The sequence below is a fragment of the Spirosoma horti genome (assembly GCF_054776595.1).
In genome coordinates this window covers 62,991-83,537 of record NZ_BAAHBQ010000009.1, presented here as the reverse complement: position 1 = coordinate 83,537, position 20,547 = coordinate 62,991, and the positions used below count along the sequence as shown (strand labels likewise).

At 52.8% G+C, this 20,547-nt stretch carries 14 protein-coding genes; 8 read left to right on the top strand and 6 right to left on the bottom strand.

Going from position 1 to position 20,547, the window contains the following annotated elements; all coding sequences use genetic code 11:
* Positions 1 to 38 precede the first annotated feature (38 nt).
* Together ACYVAM_RS25845 and ACYVAM_RS25840 are read left to right on the top strand one after the other, a co-directional pair.
* Positions 39 to 536 carry an Hsp20 family protein gene (locus ACYVAM_RS25845; RefSeq protein ID WP_461072518.1) on the top strand — a complete coding sequence of 166 codons (498 nt, stop codon included), beginning with the start codon at positions 39 to 41 and terminating at the stop codon, positions 534 to 536.
* A gap of 236 nt (positions 537 to 772) precedes the next feature.
* The gene (locus ACYVAM_RS25840) at positions 773 to 1,780 is read left to right on the top strand and encodes a GRP family sugar transporter (RefSeq protein WP_461072516.1); all 1,008 of its coding nucleotides are present in this window, start codon (positions 773 to 775) and stop codon (positions 1,778 to 1,780) included.
* 50 nt (positions 1,781 to 1,830) lie between these two features.
* On the opposite strand, the gene ACYVAM_RS25835 is transcribed toward ACYVAM_RS25840, so the two are convergent.
* Positions 1,831 to 2,286: a CHRD domain-containing protein gene (locus tag ACYVAM_RS25835; protein ID WP_461072514.1), complete on the bottom strand. Its 456-nt coding sequence runs from the start codon at positions 2,284 to 2,286 to the stop codon at positions 1,831 to 1,833.
* 306 nt (positions 2,287 to 2,592) lie between these two features.
* Here ACYVAM_RS25835 and ACYVAM_RS25830 point away from each other — a divergent pair, with 306 nt between their 5' ends.
* A complete protein-coding gene (locus ACYVAM_RS25830) occupies positions 2,593 to 4,860 on the top strand; it encodes an aconitate hydratase (RefSeq protein ID WP_461072512.1) in 2,268 nt (755 codons plus the stop codon).
* Between the two features lie 221 nt (positions 4,861 to 5,081).
* Here the strand turns inward: ACYVAM_RS25830 and ACYVAM_RS25825 are convergent, their stop codons facing one another.
* The 5 genes from ACYVAM_RS25825 to ACYVAM_RS25805 all read right to left on the bottom strand — a co-directional run bounded on the left by ACYVAM_RS25825 (position 5,082) and on the right by ACYVAM_RS25805 (position 12,810).
* Entirely contained in the window at positions 5,082 to 5,609 is a 528-nt protein-coding gene (locus ACYVAM_RS25825) for a GNAT family N-acetyltransferase (protein WP_461072510.1), read from the bottom strand.
* Positions 5,610 to 5,704: 95 nt separating this feature from the next.
* Positions 5,705 to 8,935 carry a PAS domain-containing protein gene (locus ACYVAM_RS25820; RefSeq protein WP_461072921.1) on the bottom strand — a complete coding sequence of 1,077 codons (3,231 nt, stop codon included), beginning with the start codon at positions 8,933 to 8,935 and terminating at the stop codon, positions 5,705 to 5,707.
* A 341-nt stretch (positions 8,936 to 9,276) separates the two neighbouring features.
* Positions 9,277 to 10,005 carry an SDR family oxidoreductase gene (locus tag ACYVAM_RS25815; protein WP_461072508.1) on the bottom strand — a complete coding sequence of 243 codons (729 nt, stop codon included), beginning with the start codon at positions 10,003 to 10,005 and terminating at the stop codon, positions 9,277 to 9,279.
* A 180-nt stretch (positions 10,006 to 10,185) separates the two neighbouring features.
* Positions 10,186 to 11,694: a helix-turn-helix domain-containing protein gene (locus ACYVAM_RS25810; RefSeq protein WP_461072506.1), complete on the bottom strand. Its 1,509-nt coding sequence runs from the start codon at positions 11,692 to 11,694 to the stop codon at positions 10,186 to 10,188.
* A 15-nt stretch (positions 11,695 to 11,709) separates the two neighbouring features.
* On the bottom strand, positions 11,710 to 12,810 hold the full coding sequence (locus ACYVAM_RS25805; protein ID WP_461072504.1) for an o-succinylbenzoate synthase: 1,101 nt from the start codon (positions 12,808 to 12,810) through the stop codon (positions 11,710 to 11,712).
* Between the two features lie 84 nt (positions 12,811 to 12,894).
* On the opposite strand from ACYVAM_RS25805, the gene lpxK reads away from it, so the two are divergent.
* The 5 genes from lpxK (at position 12,895) to ACYVAM_RS25780 (ending at position 20,462) form a co-directional block, all read left to right on the top strand.
* Complete coding sequence (gene lpxK, locus ACYVAM_RS25800; RefSeq protein ID WP_461072502.1) at positions 12,895 to 13,959, top strand: tetraacyldisaccharide 4'-kinase; 1,065 nt, start codon at positions 12,895 to 12,897, stop codon at positions 13,957 to 13,959.
* Positions 13,960 to 14,011: 52 nt separating this feature from the next.
* Complete coding sequence (locus ACYVAM_RS25795) at positions 14,012 to 16,030, top strand: putative porin (RefSeq protein WP_461072500.1); 2,019 nt, start codon at positions 14,012 to 14,014, stop codon at positions 16,028 to 16,030.
* A 132-nt stretch (positions 16,031 to 16,162) separates the two neighbouring features.
* A complete protein-coding gene (locus tag ACYVAM_RS25790) occupies positions 16,163 to 17,908 on the top strand; it encodes a GMC family oxidoreductase (protein ID WP_461072498.1) in 1,746 nt (581 codons plus the stop codon).
* A gap of 43 nt (positions 17,909 to 17,951) precedes the next feature.
* Positions 17,952 to 18,590 (top strand): gluconate 2-dehydrogenase subunit 3 family protein, encoded by a 639-nt coding sequence (locus ACYVAM_RS25785; protein WP_461072496.1) that lies wholly within the window; start codon positions 17,952 to 17,954, stop codon positions 18,588 to 18,590.
* Positions 18,591 to 18,764: 174 nt separating this feature from the next.
* Positions 18,765 to 20,462, top strand: coding sequence for a CTP synthase (locus ACYVAM_RS25780; RefSeq protein WP_461072494.1), 1,698 nt, complete (start codon positions 18,765 to 18,767; stop codon positions 20,460 to 20,462).
* Positions 20,463 to 20,547 lie beyond the last annotated feature (85 nt).

Here is a 20,547-nt window from a genome sequence, read left to right as displayed (position 1 = left end):
GCACAATCAGTAAACACAAGACTAAAACAAACAGAATCATGTATAACAAAGAAGCATATCAGGCAGGGAACAATCAGGCTGGCAATAAAGGTGGTTGCGGATCAATGGGTCGCGGTCGATTTGGCGGCCCCTGGGGTCGGGGTAAATTCGGCGGTTTCTGGGGTGGGCCAGCGTTTGGCCGTCATGGGGGAGGCTTGCACCAGGCACCCGTTAACATCGAAGAGAATGAGACAAGCTATATGATCTCTCTGTTCGCAGCGGGTTTGGTCAAAGAGAACGTGAAGCTGTCTGTAAAAGACGATGTACTGACGATTTCTTATCAGGGTACTGAATCTGCCGACAATGCTGAGCATGTTACTTCGGGTAACTATACGTACCAGGAGTACCGAAACCGTTCGTTTGAACGCTCGTTCCGGCTCAATGACAAAGTCCTGACAGAAAGTATCTCGGCTAGCTACGCCGATGGTATCCTTAAGGTGACGTTGCCCAAAAATCCGGAAACAAACAAGCCCGCACAAACGATCACGGTAGCCTAAACGAGTGACTTTGGGCCCCTATAAACTAGTTAGTATGACCAGTTGATGGGGGCACACCTAGTGAAAAGACCTTCTGACAGTAGCTCAACCAGTTGAGCTACTGTCAGAAGGTCTTTTATGTATAGACGCATATTGGTTAGTTCGGCAAGGAAATGTGTGATAAACGGACTAACAGACCAGTACCTTACTTACGGTCTATTTTGGAAACGAAAACCAATACATGAGGTTGCTCTTCTATGTTTATAACGACTGAACCGACCGTAGCTATTTGTCTATGCCTGGTTACGATGTTCTTTTGGGGTTCCTGGGCCAATGCGCAAAAGTTTGTTACAAAGTCAGCTCCGCTTTACGTCTTTTACCGGGACTATGTCTATGGTATCCTGTTTAGCGCACTTATTGTGGCGTTTACGGTTGGAAGCTTTGGTAGTCAGGGACGCTCCGTGCTGGCTGATATTCAGCAAGCCGAATTACGCGCGATTCTGATCGCTCTGGCGGGTGGCATTGTATTCAACATCGGAAATATGCTGCTTACGGTCGGCATTAGTATGGCCGGTATTTCGATTGCCATGCCCGTAGGAACCGGCTTATCGCTGGCCATTGGACTGGTGGTCAACTACCTGGCCGACCCTAAGGGTAGCGTGGCCTTGCTGGCCATTGGCGGTATATGTGTGCTGGTCGCGATGGTATTCAGTGCGCTGGCCTATCAGACCAAACAAGCGCAGGCCGATGAAGAGCAGTCGTCCGGTAATAACCGAGGCATCTGGATTGCACTTGCCGGGGGGCTGGTAGCGGGTTTTTTCTTTCGACTCACGTCCGAGGCCCTGATTACAGATTTGACGAAGCCGGAAACGGGACTGCTGACGCCTTACAGTGGCGTGTTATTTTTTGCTATTGGCCTCAATATCAGCAATCCGCTTGTCGAACGTCTGGTTCGGCGATTTATTCTGACGGATGAGGACGGACAAAAAAACTATACACAAACTCCCCTTAAAGAGCATCTGGTTGGGCTGGGAGGTGGACTAATCTGGGGGCTGGGTATGGCAACCTTGCTGGTTGGTTCCAAGCAGGCCGGTGATGCGGTGTCGTATGGGCTCAGCCAGGGAGCCACCATTGTGTCGGTACTTTGGGGCTTGTTTGCCTGGCACGAGTTTAAGGACGCACCGAAGAAAGCAAATCGATACCTCTGGCTGATGGGTATTGCCTATGTAGCCGGGTTGGTCTTAATCGTTCTGGCCCGGTCCTGAGAGGCAGCTGTGCTGTCAGATACTTCCATCTGACAGCACAGCGAAACAGGCTATTGTTTTTTGACCTCGCCCCGAATCTCACCGGCCTTATACGCTGTTGTATGCAGGTTGGCGTAATATTGACCAGCTAGCAGACTGTCTACCTGTCCCTGGCGAAGGGCAGCTGTCGTGGCGCTGATTGGTGAGGTCAAGCTTGGGAAAGGAATGTCAACCGGGCCCGTGCCATCGGCTGCCGTGATCTTGTGTAAATGGCCACCCGTTGGTGTGAGTCCCTGATACGTAACAGTGTAACTTAGAACACGCGTCGTTGTGTTCAGATTACCAACGAAGGTTCCTGTCGCCGTGGATGTCGTTGAGGTAGGCTTTTCGCCGGAACCGGTTAGGGTAGCGCCGAGCCGGGTCGTTGTTGACGCAATGGTCGGGTTTTCATCGTTGCCACAGGACGAAATGGCCAGGCTAAGACCTAACAGAGCGACAATGGAGAGGAGACTGTTTTTTGTGTTCATACGGAATGGAGTCTGGGCGGCAAAACGGTTGCGCCAGTGATGGGGTTGGATAATCAATTAACGTGATTTTAATCGCCAAGATAAGTTTATTCTCTATTTCTTTCTACCCGGATACATAGAATCAGCCTTATTTAGGTTGTTTCTACCTTAGTTTATCCTTGTTTACAATCCATTCTGGGGAATATTTCCAAAACGAGTCAGAATCTTCTAATTTTGACCCCATAACCGGAATCCATTTTCTGAATTCGTTGGTTGTTTCTAAGAGAGTATACCTTTCAGTAATCTGTTTTTTTATTCCTACTTGCTATGGCTTTTGATTTAGACATGATTCAGCGCGTTTACGCTAACCTCGGCAAACGCGTCGAAGCCGCCCGGCAGGCAGTCGGCAAACCGCTGACCTTGTCGGAGAAAATTTTGTATAGTCACCTCTTCAACGGTGAAACAACCCAGGCATTCGAGCGGGGTAAAGCGTATGTCGATTTTGCGCCCGACCGTGTGGCCATGCAGGACGCTACCGCCCAAATGGCCCTGCTGCAGTTTATGCAGGCCGGTCGGCCAAAAGTGGCTGTCCCATCTACTGTTCACTGCGACCACCTGATTCAGGCCGAAGTAGGGGCCGTGAAGGATTTGGATATAGCCAAAAACAAAAACAAAGAAGTATATGACTTCCTGGCGTCCGTTTCGGATAAATACGGCATCGGTTTCTGGAAACCAGGCGGAGGGATCATTCACCAGGTCGTTCTGGAAAACTACGCTTTTCCGGGCGGTATGATGATCGGTACCGACTCCCACACGCCCATGGCGGGTGGTCTGGGCATGATCGCGATCGGTGTGGGTGGTGCCGACGCCTGCGACGTGATGGCGGGCCTGGCCTGGGAGTTGAAAATGCCGAAACTGATTGGGGTTAAACTTACCGGTAAACTGAGTGGCTGGTCGTCGGCGAAAGACGTCATCCTGCGCGTAGCGGGTATCCTGACCGTAAAAGGCGGAACAGGTTGCATCGTTGAGTATTTCGGCGAAGGTGCCGAAACCTTGTCGGCTGCCGGTAAAGGAACCATCTGTAACATGGGTGCTGAAATTGGCGCGACAACATCGATCTTCGGTTACGATGATAAAATGGGCGATTACCTCCGGGCAACCAACCGGGGTGACATTGCCGATGCTGCACAGGCCGTCAAAGCCGATCTGCGGGCCGATGAAGAAGTATACGCCGATCCTGCTTCGTATTACGATCAACTGATCGAGATCAACCTGACGGAACTGGAACCCCATATCAACGGACCCTTCACGCCCGATCTGGCGTGGCCACTGTCTAACTTCGCTAAAGCGGTAAAAGAAAATAACTGGCCGGCTAAACTGGAAGTTGGCCTGATCGGTTCCTGCACCAACTCCAGCTACGAAGACATGACCCGTTCGGCGTCGGTAGCGGCTCAGGCAACGGCTAAGCATTTGAAAACCAAAGCTGAATTCACCGTTACGCCCGGTTCTGAACTGGTGCGGTTTACGGCGGAACGCGATGGCCTGCTGGATACGTTCGAAGAGATTGGTGGCGTTGTGCTGGCCAATGCCTGTGGACCCTGCATTGGGCAGTGGGCACGTCACATGGACGACCCAACCCGCAAAAACTCGATCATTACCTCGTTCAACCGGAACTTCGCCAAGCGGAATGATGGCAACGCCAGCACACACGCGTTTGTGGCTTCGCCCGAAATCGTGACCGCTTTTGCCATTGCTGGTGACCTGACGTTCAACCCAATGACCGATACGCTGACCAATGAAAACGGCGAGCAGGTGAAACTGGATGAACCACAGGGCATCGAGCAGCCGGTGAAAGGCTATGCCGTCGATGACGCCGGGTATCAGGCGCCTGCCGAAGATGGTTCGGGTGTTCAGGTACTGGTTAGCCCGACCTCAGACCGCTTGCAACTGCTGGCTCCGTTTGCTCCCTGGGAAGGAACCGACCTGAAAGGGTTGAAACTGCTCATCAAAGCAAAAGGCAAGTGTACGACCGACCATATTTCGATGGCGGGTCCGTGGTTGAAATACCGTGGTCACCTGGACAATATCTCCAACAACATGCTGATCGGCGCGGTGAACTTCTACAACGAGAAGACCAACAGTGTTAAAAATCAGCTAACCGGCGAGTATGGTGAAGTGCCGGCCGTTCAGCGGGCCTACAAAGCTGCGGGCATCGGGTCGATCGTGGTGGGTGATGAAAACTATGGCGAAGGCTCCTCCCGCGAACATGCCGCCATGGAACCCCGTTTCCTGGGCGTTCGGGCCATTCTGGTTCGGTCGTTTGCCCGGATTCACGAAACCAACCTGAAAAAGCAAGGTATGCTGGCTTTGACATTTTCCAATCCTGCCGACTACGACAAGATTCAGGAAGACGACGTGATCGACATTGATGGCCTGACCGAGTTCGCACCGGGTCGTCCGCTCGAAATCGTACTGCATCATGCCGATGGCACAACGGATGAATTCCCTGTCAATCATACCTACAATGAAGGTCAGATCGAATGGTTCAAAGCGGGTGCCGCCCTGAACATTATCCGGATGAAGCAAAATGCGTAAGCAGAAATAAATATATTTCATCAAAAGCAGCCCGGCCTTGGTCGGGCTGCTTTTTTATGTGTCTTATGATGAATGGTGCTGAATAATGGCGCGAGGCTCCAGCCTCGTGCCTACTATGACCCGGTCTCTGGCCGGAATACATAAATATTCATCTGTTTTCTATTTAGTTGCTCCGGCCAGAGGCCGGGTCATAGCGGGCACGAGGCTGGAGCCTCGCGCCATCAATAAAACCGCTCATAGACCCGCTCTTTAATGAGCTGACTTTGCGCGCTGAATGTCGCCTGATCAGGGATAGGTGGTATTGACATCAGGTGCATGGGTATGGACGGATTTCCTGCCTGATAGGGAGGCTGGGCATAGCTGAACGCATTTAGCGAAAAGTCCTGTCGTTCATAAAACTGGATACGCCGTTGGCTAAGAGCATCTTGTGGTAATTCGACTTCAAGAATAATATATGGGCTTTCCAGTCGCCGTAGCTCGCTGATCGCCCGCTGGCCATGCTGCTTTCCCCGTTGTGCCGGGTCCACGGCAATATGTTCGACAAAGAGCATCTCAGGCCAGTGCCAGTAAACCATAAACCCAACAAGATGGTCCGCTTCGACCAATCCGCACAGGTGCATATCCGCGCAGGGGAGGAGCTGGCAAAGGGCCTCGAACTGGCGCCGTTCATCCATCGGGAATGAGGTTTCATACCAGATTTGTATCTGCGTCAGGTATGGATGACCTATTGGGACAGAGAATAAAGTCATGACGATCGATTAGCGTTAATGAGTCGGGCCACAGCCTTTAATAACGATCAGGCGAGATGTGTGCATACCCGGGTGTCTTCACAGGCATTGGAAAGTCAAACCGGTAAATAAACACTGAATGTGGCTCCCTGCCCAGGTTTGCTGGTGCCGGTTATGGCTCCGCCATGATTCACAACGACCTTCTCACAGATGGCCAGCCCAATGCCCGTACCGGCAAATTCACTTCGGCCGTGCAACCGTTGGAAAACCTGAAAAATGCGATCCAGGTATTTTTCGTCGAAGCCAATGCCATTATCCACGACCTGAATGCGATGATACGTCAGGGCCGTTCGAATGGGTCTGACACCCGCTGGCAACTGGTCCGCCCCGATCATGTCGGCCTGCACCTGAATCACGGGCGTCAAATCCGGCTGCCGAAACTTGAGGGAGTTACTCAATAGGTTACTGAATAACTGGCTTAATTGCAGCGCATCGCCAATCACCGTTGGCAAGGGCTCCACGAGCACCTTCGAACGGGTTTCTTCGATGACCAAGTCCAGGTCAGACAAGACAGTCTGTACGATCTGGTTCAAGGAGACGGGTTCACCGGTTTCGCGCTGGGTCGAAATGCGCGAAAAATTCAACAGATCACGAATCAGCACCGACATGCGGCTGGCTGCTGATTGCATCCGCTCCAGGTACACCAGTTCTTCGCCCAGGCGATCTCCGTAGCTTGTCTTTAACAGATCCCCAAATTGCTGAATTTTGCGCAGAGGCTCCTGTAAATCGTGGGAGGCTACGTAGGCAAACCGTTGCAGGTTTTCGTTGGAGCGGAGAAGCAGTTGGTTCGATTCGGTCAGTTCCTCATTCGTTGCGGTCAATTCTTCGCTGCTGGCCAGCAGTTCTTCGTTTGTGGCTTCCAGCTCTTCTGTCCGTTCCTGTACCTGCCGTTCCAGTTCTTGCCGTAGGCGCCGTTGCTCCGTAACGTCCTGGGCCGTGCCGCTTAGCTTATAGATTTCCCCCTGATCGTTGACAAAGGCACGCCCCTGAATATGAAGCACCCGATCCCGACCTGTTTCGTTGGGGTCTACGGCGTATTCAATGTCATAAAGTCCATCGGAACCCGGGGCGATGGCATGCGCAATGGCTGCCTGAACGCGTGGCCGATCTTCCTGCCGCACGGGCCGGTAAGCGCGTTCGGGAGTGATGACCTCATCGGTCCCGATGCCAAACCACCCGCGTAGGCGTTCCGAATAGTCAAGGATACGTGTTTTTAAGTCAATTTGCCAGGTGCCCAGTTCGGCCAGTTCAATGGCGTCACGCAGGGTTGTCTCGGTTTCTTCGACCTGCTGTTTCGCCAGTGCCAGGTCGGTTATATCGGCACCCGTATTCATGACGCCATACACATTGCCGCTGGCATCGTAAAGCGGAGTAAAGCTGTAATTGAAGAAATACGTCTTCAGTTTGCCATCTACGACCAAATCCACCCGTTGATTTTTGGCATGAAACGGAATGCCAGTCCTATACACGCCATCCAGTTGATCAAAAATTTCCTGATTTTCCAGTTCTGGGAGTATATCGGCATACCGCTTGCCAATGACATCATTGCCCTTGCCCCAGATGTCCAGAATCGATTGGTTGGCCAATTGAATCTGCATCTCCCGGCCCACATAGGCGGCAATAGGGAAGGGTGCACTTTCCACCAGACTACGGATTTGAGCTTCGCTTGCTTCAACCTTCTTGCGGGCATTCACCTGTTCCGTAATATCGTTGGCAACGACAATAACACCGGTGATGGTGCCATCGGCTTCGCGGAGAGCCTGGTACACAAAGTTGAAATAAACCGTTTCCAGCTTCCCGTTCCGAAGGAGGGGGGTATATAATTCATTGGCAAAGAACGGCTCTCCGGTGGCCAGTACCTGCGCCAGTATTTCTTCGAATCCCTGCCCACTTGCCTCCGGCAGGGCCGTAAACAGGGGCTTGTTCAGCACCTCGTCGGCCCGCCGGCCCCACAAGTCAAGGTGCGCGTCATTTGCCAGTTCAATAATGTGGTCGGGCCCCCTAAAGATGGCCGTGGCTATGGGAGCCACATCGATCAGATTACGAAACCGGGCTTCGCTTTCGCGTAGCGCTTGTTCGATCCGGCGCTGCTCGGTCAGGTTCGTATGAACGCCAACCCACTCCTTAACGGCATTATCGGCACCAACTAAAGGGATGGCCCGAACGGAGAAAATGCCCCAGGTACCGTCTTTGAGCCGTAACCGGTGTTCGAAGGAGAAGGGCTGCTGGTTCTGAACGGCAATCGCCCAGGCATCAAGCGTGGGTTGGACGTCGTCCGGGTGAATGGCGGCTGACCAGCCGTATCCCTGGTACGCTTCATACGGTTGTCCGGTGAGTTCAGCCCAGCCGGGCTGCTCGCCTTTCATCTCACCATCGGCATTGTTGGTCCAAACGATACCCTGGACGGCGTCAATCGCCATCTGGAAGCGCTGTTCACTTTCTTTTAAGGACTGCTCGGCTTTCTTCTGACCGGTCACGTCCTGGCAAAGCACCATAACGCCGGTAATTCGGCCATCCTGCTCGCGATACGGTTGGTAGACGAGGTTCAGAAAGCCGTCTTTCCTACTCCCATCGACGTAAACAAAGTACGGCTGGCCGTAAAGATAAAGCGGTTCTCCACTGATACGGACTCCGTCTATAATGGGTCGAAAAGCAGCTTCTGCTTCGGGAATGATGGTAAATAGGGGTTTGCCGATCAACTCATCGCAGCTACGGTCGATGAGTTGGGCGTAGGCTGCGTTCACGACATCCACCACCATGTTGTCGCCACTGAGCACAATGATTCCGACCGATGCTTCGCGAACCAGGTTCTGAAAGCGCTGTTCCGATGTCTGGAGCCTGTTCAGCGTTCGGATGCGTTCCGTTGTCTCCGTGCAGGTGACCAGCACCCCACCAACCTGCCCATCATCGCCATAGGCAGGGCTGTAGCTGAAGGTCCAGTAAACGTCTTCCAGCCGACCGTTTCGGTGAATGGGCAAGAGCTGATCCTCGAACCAGGCAGGCTCCCCCGTTGTCGTGACCTGCTCAATCAGCGGCCCGATAAAGTCCCAGATTTCGGGCCATACGGCCTGTGCGCTCTTGCCCAGGGCCGGGTGCTTGCCGTTGATACCCAGACTGGGTCGGTAAGCGTCATTGTAGAAACAGGTCAGCTCCTTTCCCCAAAACAGAAACATGGGGAAAGCCGAATGCAGCACAATGCCCACCGTTGTCCGCAGGCTTAACGGCCAGGTAGCAGGCGGCCCCAGCGGAGTCGTTTGCCAATTAAAGGTGCGCGTTAAATGCCCCATCTCGCCACCACCAGCCAGGAAAGGATATTGATCCGCGGAGTTTTTTGTTTCCAAGGTAAAAAGGTCGTAACGAGTCCAGATGACGTGAAGGATCTTGTTGGGTTGGCTAACAACGTCCGCTTTTCGGACAGGCAAAGCGGACGTCTACTTAATCCAGGTTAGTAAAGATTTGAAAGAAGGCCGATGCTGATGAGGACGGCACAGAGGTTCTTAATCAATGGATACGTCACGATTCAGGTTGTTTAAACGAAAATTAGTAGTTGTATCGATCAAATAGCTGCCCCAGCGTACGTATATTCGTTTAGTCATGTTTAGAAGCGACCGTGCGGATAGGCGCCTTGTCAGACGGTAGGGTTCATCCGATCGAAGGCTGCGCGTAGCTCATCGGGCGACGCCTTGGTCATGGCCTCGCTGAACCCAAAGGTTAATTCGGTTTTGCCTTGTTTCAACTGGTCAAAAATAGCGTCGATAAAGGCGCTCACTGGTGGCGCCTGGTCGTGCAAACCCTTGCCACCCAGATCGGTATTGAGCGCGGGCGGAATTAGTTCGATTACTTTGATGCCTCTCGGCTTCACCAACGCCCGTAACGAGAGGGTGAATGAGTGAAAGAACGCTTTGGTCGCCGAATAAACGGGCACTCTGGTCAAGGGAACGAAGGCTAATCCCGACGTGACATTAATGATTGACGTAAGGGAGGGGAGCTTGATAAACAGGGAGGCCAGATGAAGTGGAGCCTCGATATTGATCCGGATTTCTTCGTTGGCCCGCTCAAAAAAGTCGTCGTCGGCAACGGACATCCATTGCTGGATACCGGCGTTGTTCACCAGCACGGTCAGGTCGCTGTGTTCTTGCTGAATCCACTGATAAAGTGCCTGCCGTTCGTCAGCGACAGCTAAATCACACATGCGGGTAATGACGGACGGAAATTTAGCGACCACTTCGTTCAGCGCAGCTTCCCGGCGGCCACAGATGATAACGGTATTATTCTCCCGAATGAACCGTTCGGTGAGCCCCAGGCCAATGCCCGATGCGCCCCCGGTAATCAGAATTTTGTTATTCGAGCTATTCATACGTTTGAGTTTCTTCCTGATTCAGGACAGCATCCACTGAGCGCAAAAATAAAGAAATATGGATTTCTCCGGTCTTTTGGCCGATGGGCGCCTAAAAAAAGACCGTAAAATCACGTTGCCTGAATTTTTTCTGACGGTTGGATAAATCGGGTAGATCAGGCGGGGAATAAAGCCGCTTGTTCACCGCAAGGCTTCTATGGCCGTTTTCATGGCCGCAAACTGGCGTTTCTTCTGGAGAACGGTGGGTGGCGCTACCCGCTCCCGACAGTCAAAAATGCCGCAGCGTTCGCAAGCTTGGTTCACGATCCGAAAAGACACCTCACTGGCTGGATTCTGGTTGATACCTGGTGAGGCCGGGAGGAAGTTCATTTTACTTTTCAGGGCGTCATTCACTGCGAAACACATCGACACGCTGATGTTCTGGTGGCCAACGGCCTGAAACGGATGGGCTACCGAAATAATCAGGTACTGCTGGCCCGAGTCAGCATATTCGGAAATCTGAGCCCGGCAGAGCGTATCATTAAACCCTTTGTTCTGCTGCAGGAACTGCAATTCCTGCAAAATTGTCCAGGCGATCCAGCGTCGGCAGAAATGCTCGTCGACCATACCTCTGGGACCCTGCTGCCGCGATAAATGCATTTCTTTGGTCAACTGGAAGGTACTCTGGCCGGGCGTGTGATTGAACCGATAGAAAAACAGCTGATCGATGCCAAAGGCACTGGGCAACACATTACTCAATCGGTAAAAGAACTGTTCGGGGGTCGCACTAAACTCCTCGATGAGCTTCAGGAAGTCATCGTTGCTCCAGGTGGTTCGGGCAAACAGATCGGTCAATTTCGCAACCAGAGCCGCCCGCCGAATCAGGATGGCGCCGGCAAAATAAGACGCTTTGTAGTTGTTCAGAATTTGCTCGAAGGACTCCGCTTCGACCCATGAATAGCTATAAGGCCGGTTCTTGAGGGCCATAAATTGAAACCCCACTTCCCGCGACAGGATGAACGAGCGCTGTTCAGCCGTTAAGCCCGCATTGAGGTGGAGGGTATGTTGTTCGGGCCGATACACCGACCGCAGCGATACCAGTTCCGGTTGGGTCAGGGGATCAAAATACTCAATACGAATGGCGTACCGGGTTTTGAGCAGGTTGATTAGTAAGGCTTCGGTAACGGGCTGGTCGGCCGTGGGCGCGAATTCGGCCAGAAACCGATCTGCGTCGGCCTCGATATCCGGAAAATAATTGTCGTGCATTTCCTGATACGACCGCAGCATGGTCAGGTATAGCCGCTCGACGCTCATGTTGTAACTGAGGGCAATGTCCATGAACGTCCGAATCATGGCACTGACTTTGGCGGGGGCTTCGGCCAGTAATTCGAGCAGGTCGGATGGGTCGATGCCGAACAGTTCGAGCGGAATTTCGGTCAGGAATTTGGAGCGGAGCAGATCCGAAATAGGTTCCAGCTTCTTGCTCAGCTTCAGTGAAACAAGCGTATCGTAATCGACCTGCATGGCGTTGGCCAGCGCCGAAATTTTATCCGCTTTTGGGTATTTGCGGCCCTTCTCGATCTCGGTAACGTATGAAATCGACAAGCCTGACTGCTGGGCCAGTTCACTCACCGAAAGACCTTTGTCAAGTCTTAGCTGGCGAAGTTTCAAGCCAAACAACAGGCGGATATGATCAGCAGGTAAATTCAATGGGTCGGGAGGTAATTAGTGAGACGCATCAACCAGAAGCGGACTGAGATTCCAGGACCGGGTCGGGTCGTAATGTAGCTGTCCCTTGTCGACAACCAGTGGGCTATCCACATTATTGTGATACAGTTGACCCGTGCCCAGTCCTTGTGGCAGCAGGTGTTTAAACTGTGCCGTGTACTGCGCAATGGCATTCAGCCCGATATTCGATTCCAGGGCCGACGTAAGCCACCAGCCAATATTGAGCCGCCCGGCCAGCTCGATCCATTCGTCGCAGTGGCGTAACCCACCCAGCAGGGTTGGTTTTAGAATAATGTACTGGGGCTGGATTTTTTTCAGCAGGCGGAATTTATGCACATACTCCATCTGGCCGATCAATTCTTCATCCAGGGCGATGGGCAGCGGTGAATGAAGGCAGAGATCCGCCATCAGATCGGGTTGCCCGGCCCGGATCGGTTGCTCGATCGAATGCAGATCGAAAGCGGCCAGTCGTTCGAGCTTCGCCATGGCATCGGCAGGCTGAAAAGCCCCGTTGGCATCGACCCGAAGGGTAATCTGATCGGCCGGAAAGCGGCTGCGGATCATGGCCAGTAAATCACACTCCTGTTCGAAATCGATCGCGCCTATTTTAAGCTTAATCGTCGTGTAACCCGCCTGGAGTTTCTCGTCGATCTGCTGGCGCATGAACGACTGGTTCCCCATCCAGACGAGTCCATTGATGGGGAGCGAACGCTGGCCCTCACTGAAATCAGACGTCCGGATCAGGCGGTTGCCGCCCGATAAAAAATCGAGCATGGCGGTCTCAAAGCCAAAGATAATGCTTGGAAAAGCCGGGCTGATCAACTGATTGAGAATGATCGGGATGTTCCAGCTGAACAGCTGAAGGTCCATTTCCGTGAACTCGGCACAGTATTGGTCGAGCTTTTCCTCAAAGTCGGGCCGGTCATCAAAACTCAGTCCTTTGAGGGGGCCACACTCCCCGTAGCCAATGATCGCCGGGTTCTCATCATCACAAATCCGGATAATGTAAGACGTTTTTTCCGTCAGGGTGCCGCGTGACGTACCCGCTTCGAAGCGAAAATGCAACGTGTATTTCAGGTAGTCGGCTTTTAAACTCATTGTACTAAACGGTGAGGACGGGATTTCCCAGTCCTAAAAGTACTAATTTTGACTGCTCAAGCTGGCAATATTACGAAATTATTAATGAAGCGTTTAGTGGGTAAATGGCTACTCTTGCCATTTAGTGGGGTATACGGTTTGCTGATGTCTGTACGTAATTGGCTATTTAACAGCCATTTATTAGCTGCATATCGCCCATCTGTTTACACAATCAGTGTGGGGAATTTGACCGTTGGCGGTACAGGAAAAACACCCATGATCGAATTTTTGATTAAACGGTCTGTTTCGCAACAGCCCAATCGACAGGGGGCGACGGCTACCCTGAGCCGGGGGTATGGCCGCCAAACGACCGGGTTCCGACTGGCCAGTGCGACGGATACAGCCGCGACGATTGGGGATGAACCCCTCCAGCTTTACCGTAAATTTTCGCCTGCCATCCGGGTGTATGTTGGTGAGCGTAGAGCGGAGGCCATTCAATCCATTATGGCGCTTCAGCCAGCGACAGAACAGGTTTTGCTGGACGATGCCTACCAGCACCGGGCGGTGCAGCCTCACCTGAATATCCTGTTAATGGATTACAATCGACCGTTTTATAGCGATTACCCATTTCCGGCGGGGCGTCTGCGCGAAGGGCGGACCGGAGCCCGGCGGGCTGATGCGATTGTGGTGACCAAATGTCCCACCGATTTATTTTCGACGGAACAGCAGCGGATTGCGGCAAAAATACGTCCGTATGCCCGGCCTGACGTGCCGATTTTTTTTGCCGGTCTACACTACGGTCAGCCCGTTTCCTTCGCGACCAGGCAGGCGGTATCCGGTATCAACGACGTTGTGCTGGTGTCGGGCTTGGCCAATGCCAGTCCGCTGGAACAGTACGTCCGGCAAACGTACCGGCTGGTTCGCCACCTGTCTTTTTCCGACCACCACGCCTATAGCCGGTCGGAACTCGACAGCCTGCTGGCTACCTTGCCGACCCAAACGCCCTTGCTGACAACCGAGAAAGACTGGGTAAAACTCGACGCTTTGCTGACCGATCAGGAACGAGCAACGTTGCCGTTGTACTACCTGCCGGTTGCGGTGCAGTTTCTGCCCGGACACGAGGCCTGTTTTAGTCAGCTTTTAGACCAGTCTCGCCTTAAAAATCCTTAACTGAACCAGTCAAACGAGTGGGTGTCCGCCGTTTTGATGTACTTTTGACCTGATGAAGCGGAGTTTAGTTGCCCTGGTTATTAGTTTAAGTGTATCGCTCACCGCCTGGGCGCAGCAATTTCCGGGTAGTACGGGGAATACGCCCGGTGGTTTCGGGGGGCGGCAGGCCATGCCTACCTCGACAACTGGTACAAACGGGATCGATGATTCGACGAAGGTCATTTATGGGCCTAAATCTACCCGGTATGTTCTGGAAGACGACATCTTCAACAACCGCCGGAAACTGTATACCCTCGATACGACGATGGACGACGTGCATCGGTTCACGTATGTGCAGCGGAGTAAAAATATGTACCAGGATTTAGGCGAACTGGGCACGGCCATGCGGCCGGTTTTTCTGCAGGTGCCCCAGCAACTGGGTGCGCAATCGGGCTATTACGTCTTCTCCCCCTATGCCTACCAGAATCAGGACGTCAAGTATTTCGATACGAAGTCGCCTTTTACCGATATGTACATTGCGCTGGGGGGCAACAACCAGAACATCCTGCGGTTCGATATGGCCCAGAATATTTCGCCCCGCTGGAACGTAGGCTTTGATATACAGCGATTTACGGCTCAAAAGCAATTCGGAACGAGTGGTAACAACGATCCGTATAAGTTACTGGCTCAGAACTGGGGCGTACAGCTTCATACCAACTACCGCTCGAAAAACGACAAATACACGCTGCTGGCTAATTTCATCAACATGAACCACAGCGTCGATGAGCAGGGGGGCGTTTTGCCGGGGCAGACCGCGGGTGGTGAGCTCATTCCGTACAATTACACCGGTGATTCCCGCCTGCGAAGTGGCACCACCTCGACCCAGGGGCCACACGGCTGGGAACGACGCAACAATGGACACGTCTATCACCAGTATGTGCTGGCTAATGGATTTCAGCTCTACCATCGACTTGATTACCAAATTCAAACCAATTTTTACCAGGACGATACCCTGCAATTAAATCAATCGATAACGCCCCTGGGCAGCACAAAACCGCTGAAATTCTACCCCACTGTTCTGGGAGATAGCTCCCGGTTGGAGCAACATGCCCGATTCCGGCTGTTTGAAAATCAGTTCGGTATCAAAGGGATTGCGCAATATAAAGGGGCTTCCTTTAATTACCGGGCGTATCTGCGCGTTCGAAACTACAAACAAACATCGCTCTATAATACCTCGCGGACCAACTACAATGAGTACGGAACCACCCGGACCGAGACTTTCGTGGGCGGTTGGCTGGGGTACTACTTCCCGGACAGTCTGTCGCGATTGACGGCGGAAACGGAACTGGGAGCGGGCGGGAGTTACCGGATTCAGGGGCAGGTCGAAAGCAAATTTCTGACGGCGGGCGGCTCCTACCTGAACGTCGAGCCCACGCTCTTGCAGGAGCGCTTTCAAAGCAAAGTATACATCTGGCCCGATGCTGTGCGCGGGCTGGCACCGTTGTCCAAGCGCAATTATCTGTATGCCTACGGGAAGTTGAACATACGCATCAAAAACCTGCGGCTGGAACCCAGCCTGGATTATTACCTGGTTAAAAACTACGTCTATTTCGATACGGCCGGGTATGTGCAGCAGGAAAAATCGCCCATCAGTATTATTAGGCCGGGACTGGGCTACCACTTTCAGATCGGGAAGTTTCTGATATCCGGTCAGGCGTATTATACCGCCAAGGAAGGTCCGGACGTTATTCGTATGCCACCGTTCTTTATAAATACCCGCATCCAGTATGAGTTTCTGTATGCGAAAGTTCTCTACATCCAGACGGGGGTCGATCTGCATTACAAGTCCCGGTATTATGCCGATGCCTACATGCCCCTCACCCAGCAGTATCATCTTCAGGATCGACAGCAGGTAGAAGGATACGTCCTGGCCGACCTGTATGCCAACCTGCGGATCAACCGGACCCGGCTGTTTATTAAACTCACCCATGCGAACCAGGGGCTGATCACACCCGGTTATTTCGTTGCCCCCGACTACCTGCAAATGCGACGGGGCTTCGCTTTTGGGGTCGACTGGTATTTATTTGATTGATTTGCCCTGAAAACAGGTATGTAAACGCTCTTTCCTGCTTATTCCCTGTAGAGGGTAGTTTTTAAAATTTTTTGCTTATTACTCAAACGTTGGGTTATTTACCCGACTAATCAATTAATCCTTACTTATTGCATGGATCCATTTCAGATTCAAAAAGCGCCAGTTCAATATGACGTAGCCATCGTTGGCTCAGGAGCTGGGGGCGGTATGGCGGCCTACACACTGGCAAAAGCTGGTGCCAAAGTTGTTTTACTGGAAGCAGGCGGCTATTTTGATCCGGCCGATCCGAAATACATAACCCAACTGAAATGGCCCTGGGAGTCGCCACGTCGGGGCGCTGGTACCACCCGGGCTTTTGGCGATTTCGATGCGGCCTGGGGAGGCTGGGATATCGAGGGAGAGCCTTATACAAACGTGAAAGGGTCTGATTTTCAGTGGTTCCGCTCCCGGATGTTGGGCGGTCGTACCAACCACTGGGGCCGGATTTCCCTGCGGTTTGCTCCCGATGATTTCCGGCGCAAAAGCATGACCGGCGTTGGGGAAGACTGGCCGATCGGCTACGATGACATCAAACCTTTTTACGACCGGATCGACCGGATGATCGGCGTTTTCGGTTCTGTCGAGAACATGCCGTCTGAACCCGATGGCATCTTTCTGCCTGCGCCCAAACCGCGTTTGCATGAACTCATGATTCGGAAAGGCGCGCGCAGTATCGGGATTCCCGTTATTCCGTCGCGGTTGTCTATCCTGACCAAACCCGTCAACAACGAACGGGGTTCCTGTTTTTACTGTAGCCAGTGCGGCCGTGGCTGCCAGGCCTATGCCGACTTCTCGTCGTCGTCGGTTCTGGTGAAGCCCGCCATGAAAACGGGTAACGTGACCCTCATCAACGGGGCCATGGTCCGCGAAGTGCTCACCGATCCGGGAACCGGCCTGGCCACGGGCGTTAGCTACGTGGATACGCAAACCTTACAGGAGGTTACGGTCAAGGCAAAAACGGTCATACTGGCCGCCAGCGCGGGCGAAACGGCGCGGTTGCTACTCAATTCGAAATCGAGCCGTTTTTCGACGGGGCTGGCCAATTCCAGCAACGTGGTCGGTAAATACATCAATGACTCCACGGGGGCCAGCCGTTCGGCGTTCATTCCGGCATTGATGGATCGCAAACGCTACAATGAAGACGGCGTGGGCGGTATGCACGTGTTTACGCCCTGGTGGCTCGACAACAAGAAACTGGATTTCCCCCGCGGCTACCACATTGAGTACTGGGGTGGTATGGGGATGCCCGCCTACGGATTTGGCTGGGGTATCGAAGCCATGAACGGGATGATTCCCGGCCGGGATGGTAAAATGAAGCCGGGTGGCGGCTATGGCGCGAGTCTGAAAGATGATTACCGTCGGTTCTACGGCGCCTACGTCGGTATGGCTGGCCGGGGCGAACCCGTTCCGCTCGAAAGCAACTATTGCGAAATCGATCCGAACGTCGTCGATAAATACGGCATTCCGGTGTTGCGTTTCAACTACAAATGGTCGGACTACGAAGTGAAACAGGCCAAGCACATGCAGGAAACCTTCGAAGAGATCATTCATTCGATGGGTGGGATTGCGCTGGGCGATAAACCCAACGCGTCGAACAACTACGGGCTGGCAGCTCCGGGGCAGATCATCCACGAGGTGGGAACGGCCCGGATGGGGAACGACCCGAAAACATCGGTACTGAATAAATACCAGCAGGCACACGATGTGAAAAACCTGTTTGTGGTCGATGCGGCTCCGTTCCCGTCGCAGGGCGACAAAAACGTAACCTGGACCATTCTGGCCAGTTCCATGCGCACCAGTGAATACCTGATTGATCAGGTTAAGCAGAAGAATATATAAGGTTTGTGAACCACGAACTACAAACGTTTAACCAAGACGACATATGAAACGCAGAGATTCCTTAAAAGCCCTCTCGCTCGCTGGTTTTGGCATGGCTGTCAATCCGGTTGAAGCCGCAGTTCCCGCACCACCCGATGTCAAGCCCCTGAAAATACCCGGTGGCCGGCAGAAGTTCGAGGCCGAGCGCGACGCCAAACTGAATGCCGAAAAATTCTTTACGCCCCACGAACTGCAAACCGTAACGGTGCTGTCAGACATTATTCTGCCCGCCGACGAGCGGTCGGGGAGTGCCTCCCAGGCGGGTGTGCCGGCCTTCATCGAGTTTATGATGAAAGACCAGCCCAAGAATCAGACACCTATGCGTGGGGGAATTCGCTGGCTGGACAACACCTGCACCAAGCGATATGGTAAATCATTCGTTCTGTGTACGAAAGCGCAGCAGATCGACATGGTTGAACAAATCGCGTATCCCGCCAAAGCCAAACCCGATATGACGCAGGGCGCATCCTTCTTCAGCTTCATGCGGAATATGGTATCCACGGGCTTTTTTACCAGCCAAATGGGTATTAAAGACCTGGGGTATGTGGGCAACGTACCTAACCAGTGGGATGGTGTACCGGCCGATGTACTGAAACAGTATGGACTCGCCTACGAAGAGCGAGAACTGACGCAGGGAAAATAAGGAACGCATTTGTTTAGTTAAAAAGCCCCGGTTGATTCAACCGGGGCTTTTTAACTAACGGTATGATGACCAATCGATTACCGGGTACCGGTCAATTTTTCCCTTTATTTTTCGCTCATTCCGCCTTTTTTCTCGTACTTTTACATCCCGTAACGACCTAATTTGGTTTTAATCATGGCAGCTACGGGACCCAAATCCGCGAAATATATTTTTGTTACCGGCGGAGTAACTTCATCACTTGGCAAGGGCATTATCGCTTCTTCCTTAGCCAAACTACTTCAGGCTCGGGGCCTTACGGTAACGATTCAAAAATTCGATCCGTACATCAATATCGACCCCGGTACCCTCAATCCATACGAACATGGCGAGTGCTATGTAACCGACGATGGGGCCGAAACGGACCTTGACCTTGGCCATTACGAACGGTTTTTGAACCGCCCTACCTCGCAGGCCAACAACATTACCACAGGTCGCATTTATAACAACGTGATCACCCGCGAACGACGGGGCGATTTCCTGGGCAAAACCGTACAGGTCGTTCCTCACATCACGGACGAAATCAAACGCAATATCAGGCTGCTGGGCGAAACGGGTGATTATGACATTGTGATCACTGAAATCGGCGGCTGCGTGGGTGATATCGAATCGCTTCCTTTTGTCGAAGCGGTTCGGCAATTGAAGTTTGAACTGGGCGAAAAAGATACGCTGGTTATTCACCTGACGCTGGTACCGTATCTGCGGTCGGCGGGCGAACTGAAAACCAAACCGACACAGCACTCCGTCCGGATGCTGCTCGAAAATGGCGTTCAGCCCGATATCATTGCCTGCCGTACGGAGCACCCATTACCGCAGGATATTCGCCGGAAAATTGCGCAATTCTGTAACGTTCAGGTGAGTTCCGTTATCGAAGCCCTCGATGCCGAAACGATTTATGATGTACCGCTGCTCATGCAAAAAGAGCGGCTCGACCAGCGGGCGCTTTATGTACTCGATCTCTACAACGACAAAGATGCTGATCTGGATGCCTGGAAAGCCTTTTTAGGCCGGCTCAAGAATCCGGGGGATACCGTAAAAATTGGTCTGGTAGGCAAGTATGTCGAACTACACGATGCCTACAAATCCATCGCCGAGTCGTTTATCCACGCGGGAGCGGCCAACGAGTGCAAAGTACAATTGGAGTGGATTCAGTCGGAAACGCTGGTCGACGAACACCACTGTGCCGAGGTACTCAGTGAACTGGACGGTGTGCTGGTTGCGCCGGGCTTTGGCGAACGGGGTATCGAAGGTAAGATCAATGCGGTCCGTTTCGTGCGGGAGCGGGGCATCCCATTCCTGGGGATTTGCCTGGGTATGCAGATGGCCGTTATCGAATACGCCCGGAACGTAATGGGCATTCAGGATGCCCACTCGACGGAGATGGAGCCGCATACGCCCAACCCCGTCATCAGCATGATGGAAGCGCAAAAAAGTGTGACCGACAAAGGCGGTACCATGCGTTTGGGCGCGTATGCCTGTAAGCTCAAGCGCGATTCGATGGCGCATCACATTTACGGTAAAACCCAGATCAGCGAACGCCACCGCCATCGTTATGAGTTCAACAACGACTACCTCGATGCCTTCGAAAAAGCCGGCTTACGGCCAACGGGGATTAATCCGGATACCGGACTGGTCGAGATTGTTGAATTAAAAGGGCATCCCTGGTATGTGGGTGTTCAGTTTCACCCCGAGCTAAAAAGCACCGTCATGAACCCGCATCCCCTGTTTGTGCAGTTCGTGAAGGCCGCTTTGACCTTTAGCCAGCAAAAGCGCACGGCCCAATCTACATCCGATCAATCGACCTTCCATGTAGAAACCGCCGAGGTGGTTGATTAACCGGGTAGATTGGCGTAATTTTGCAGGAAATTCAGTTTGACGTTTGTGGTTCGTCGTTTGAGGTTGTCCATCCGGATAACAAACT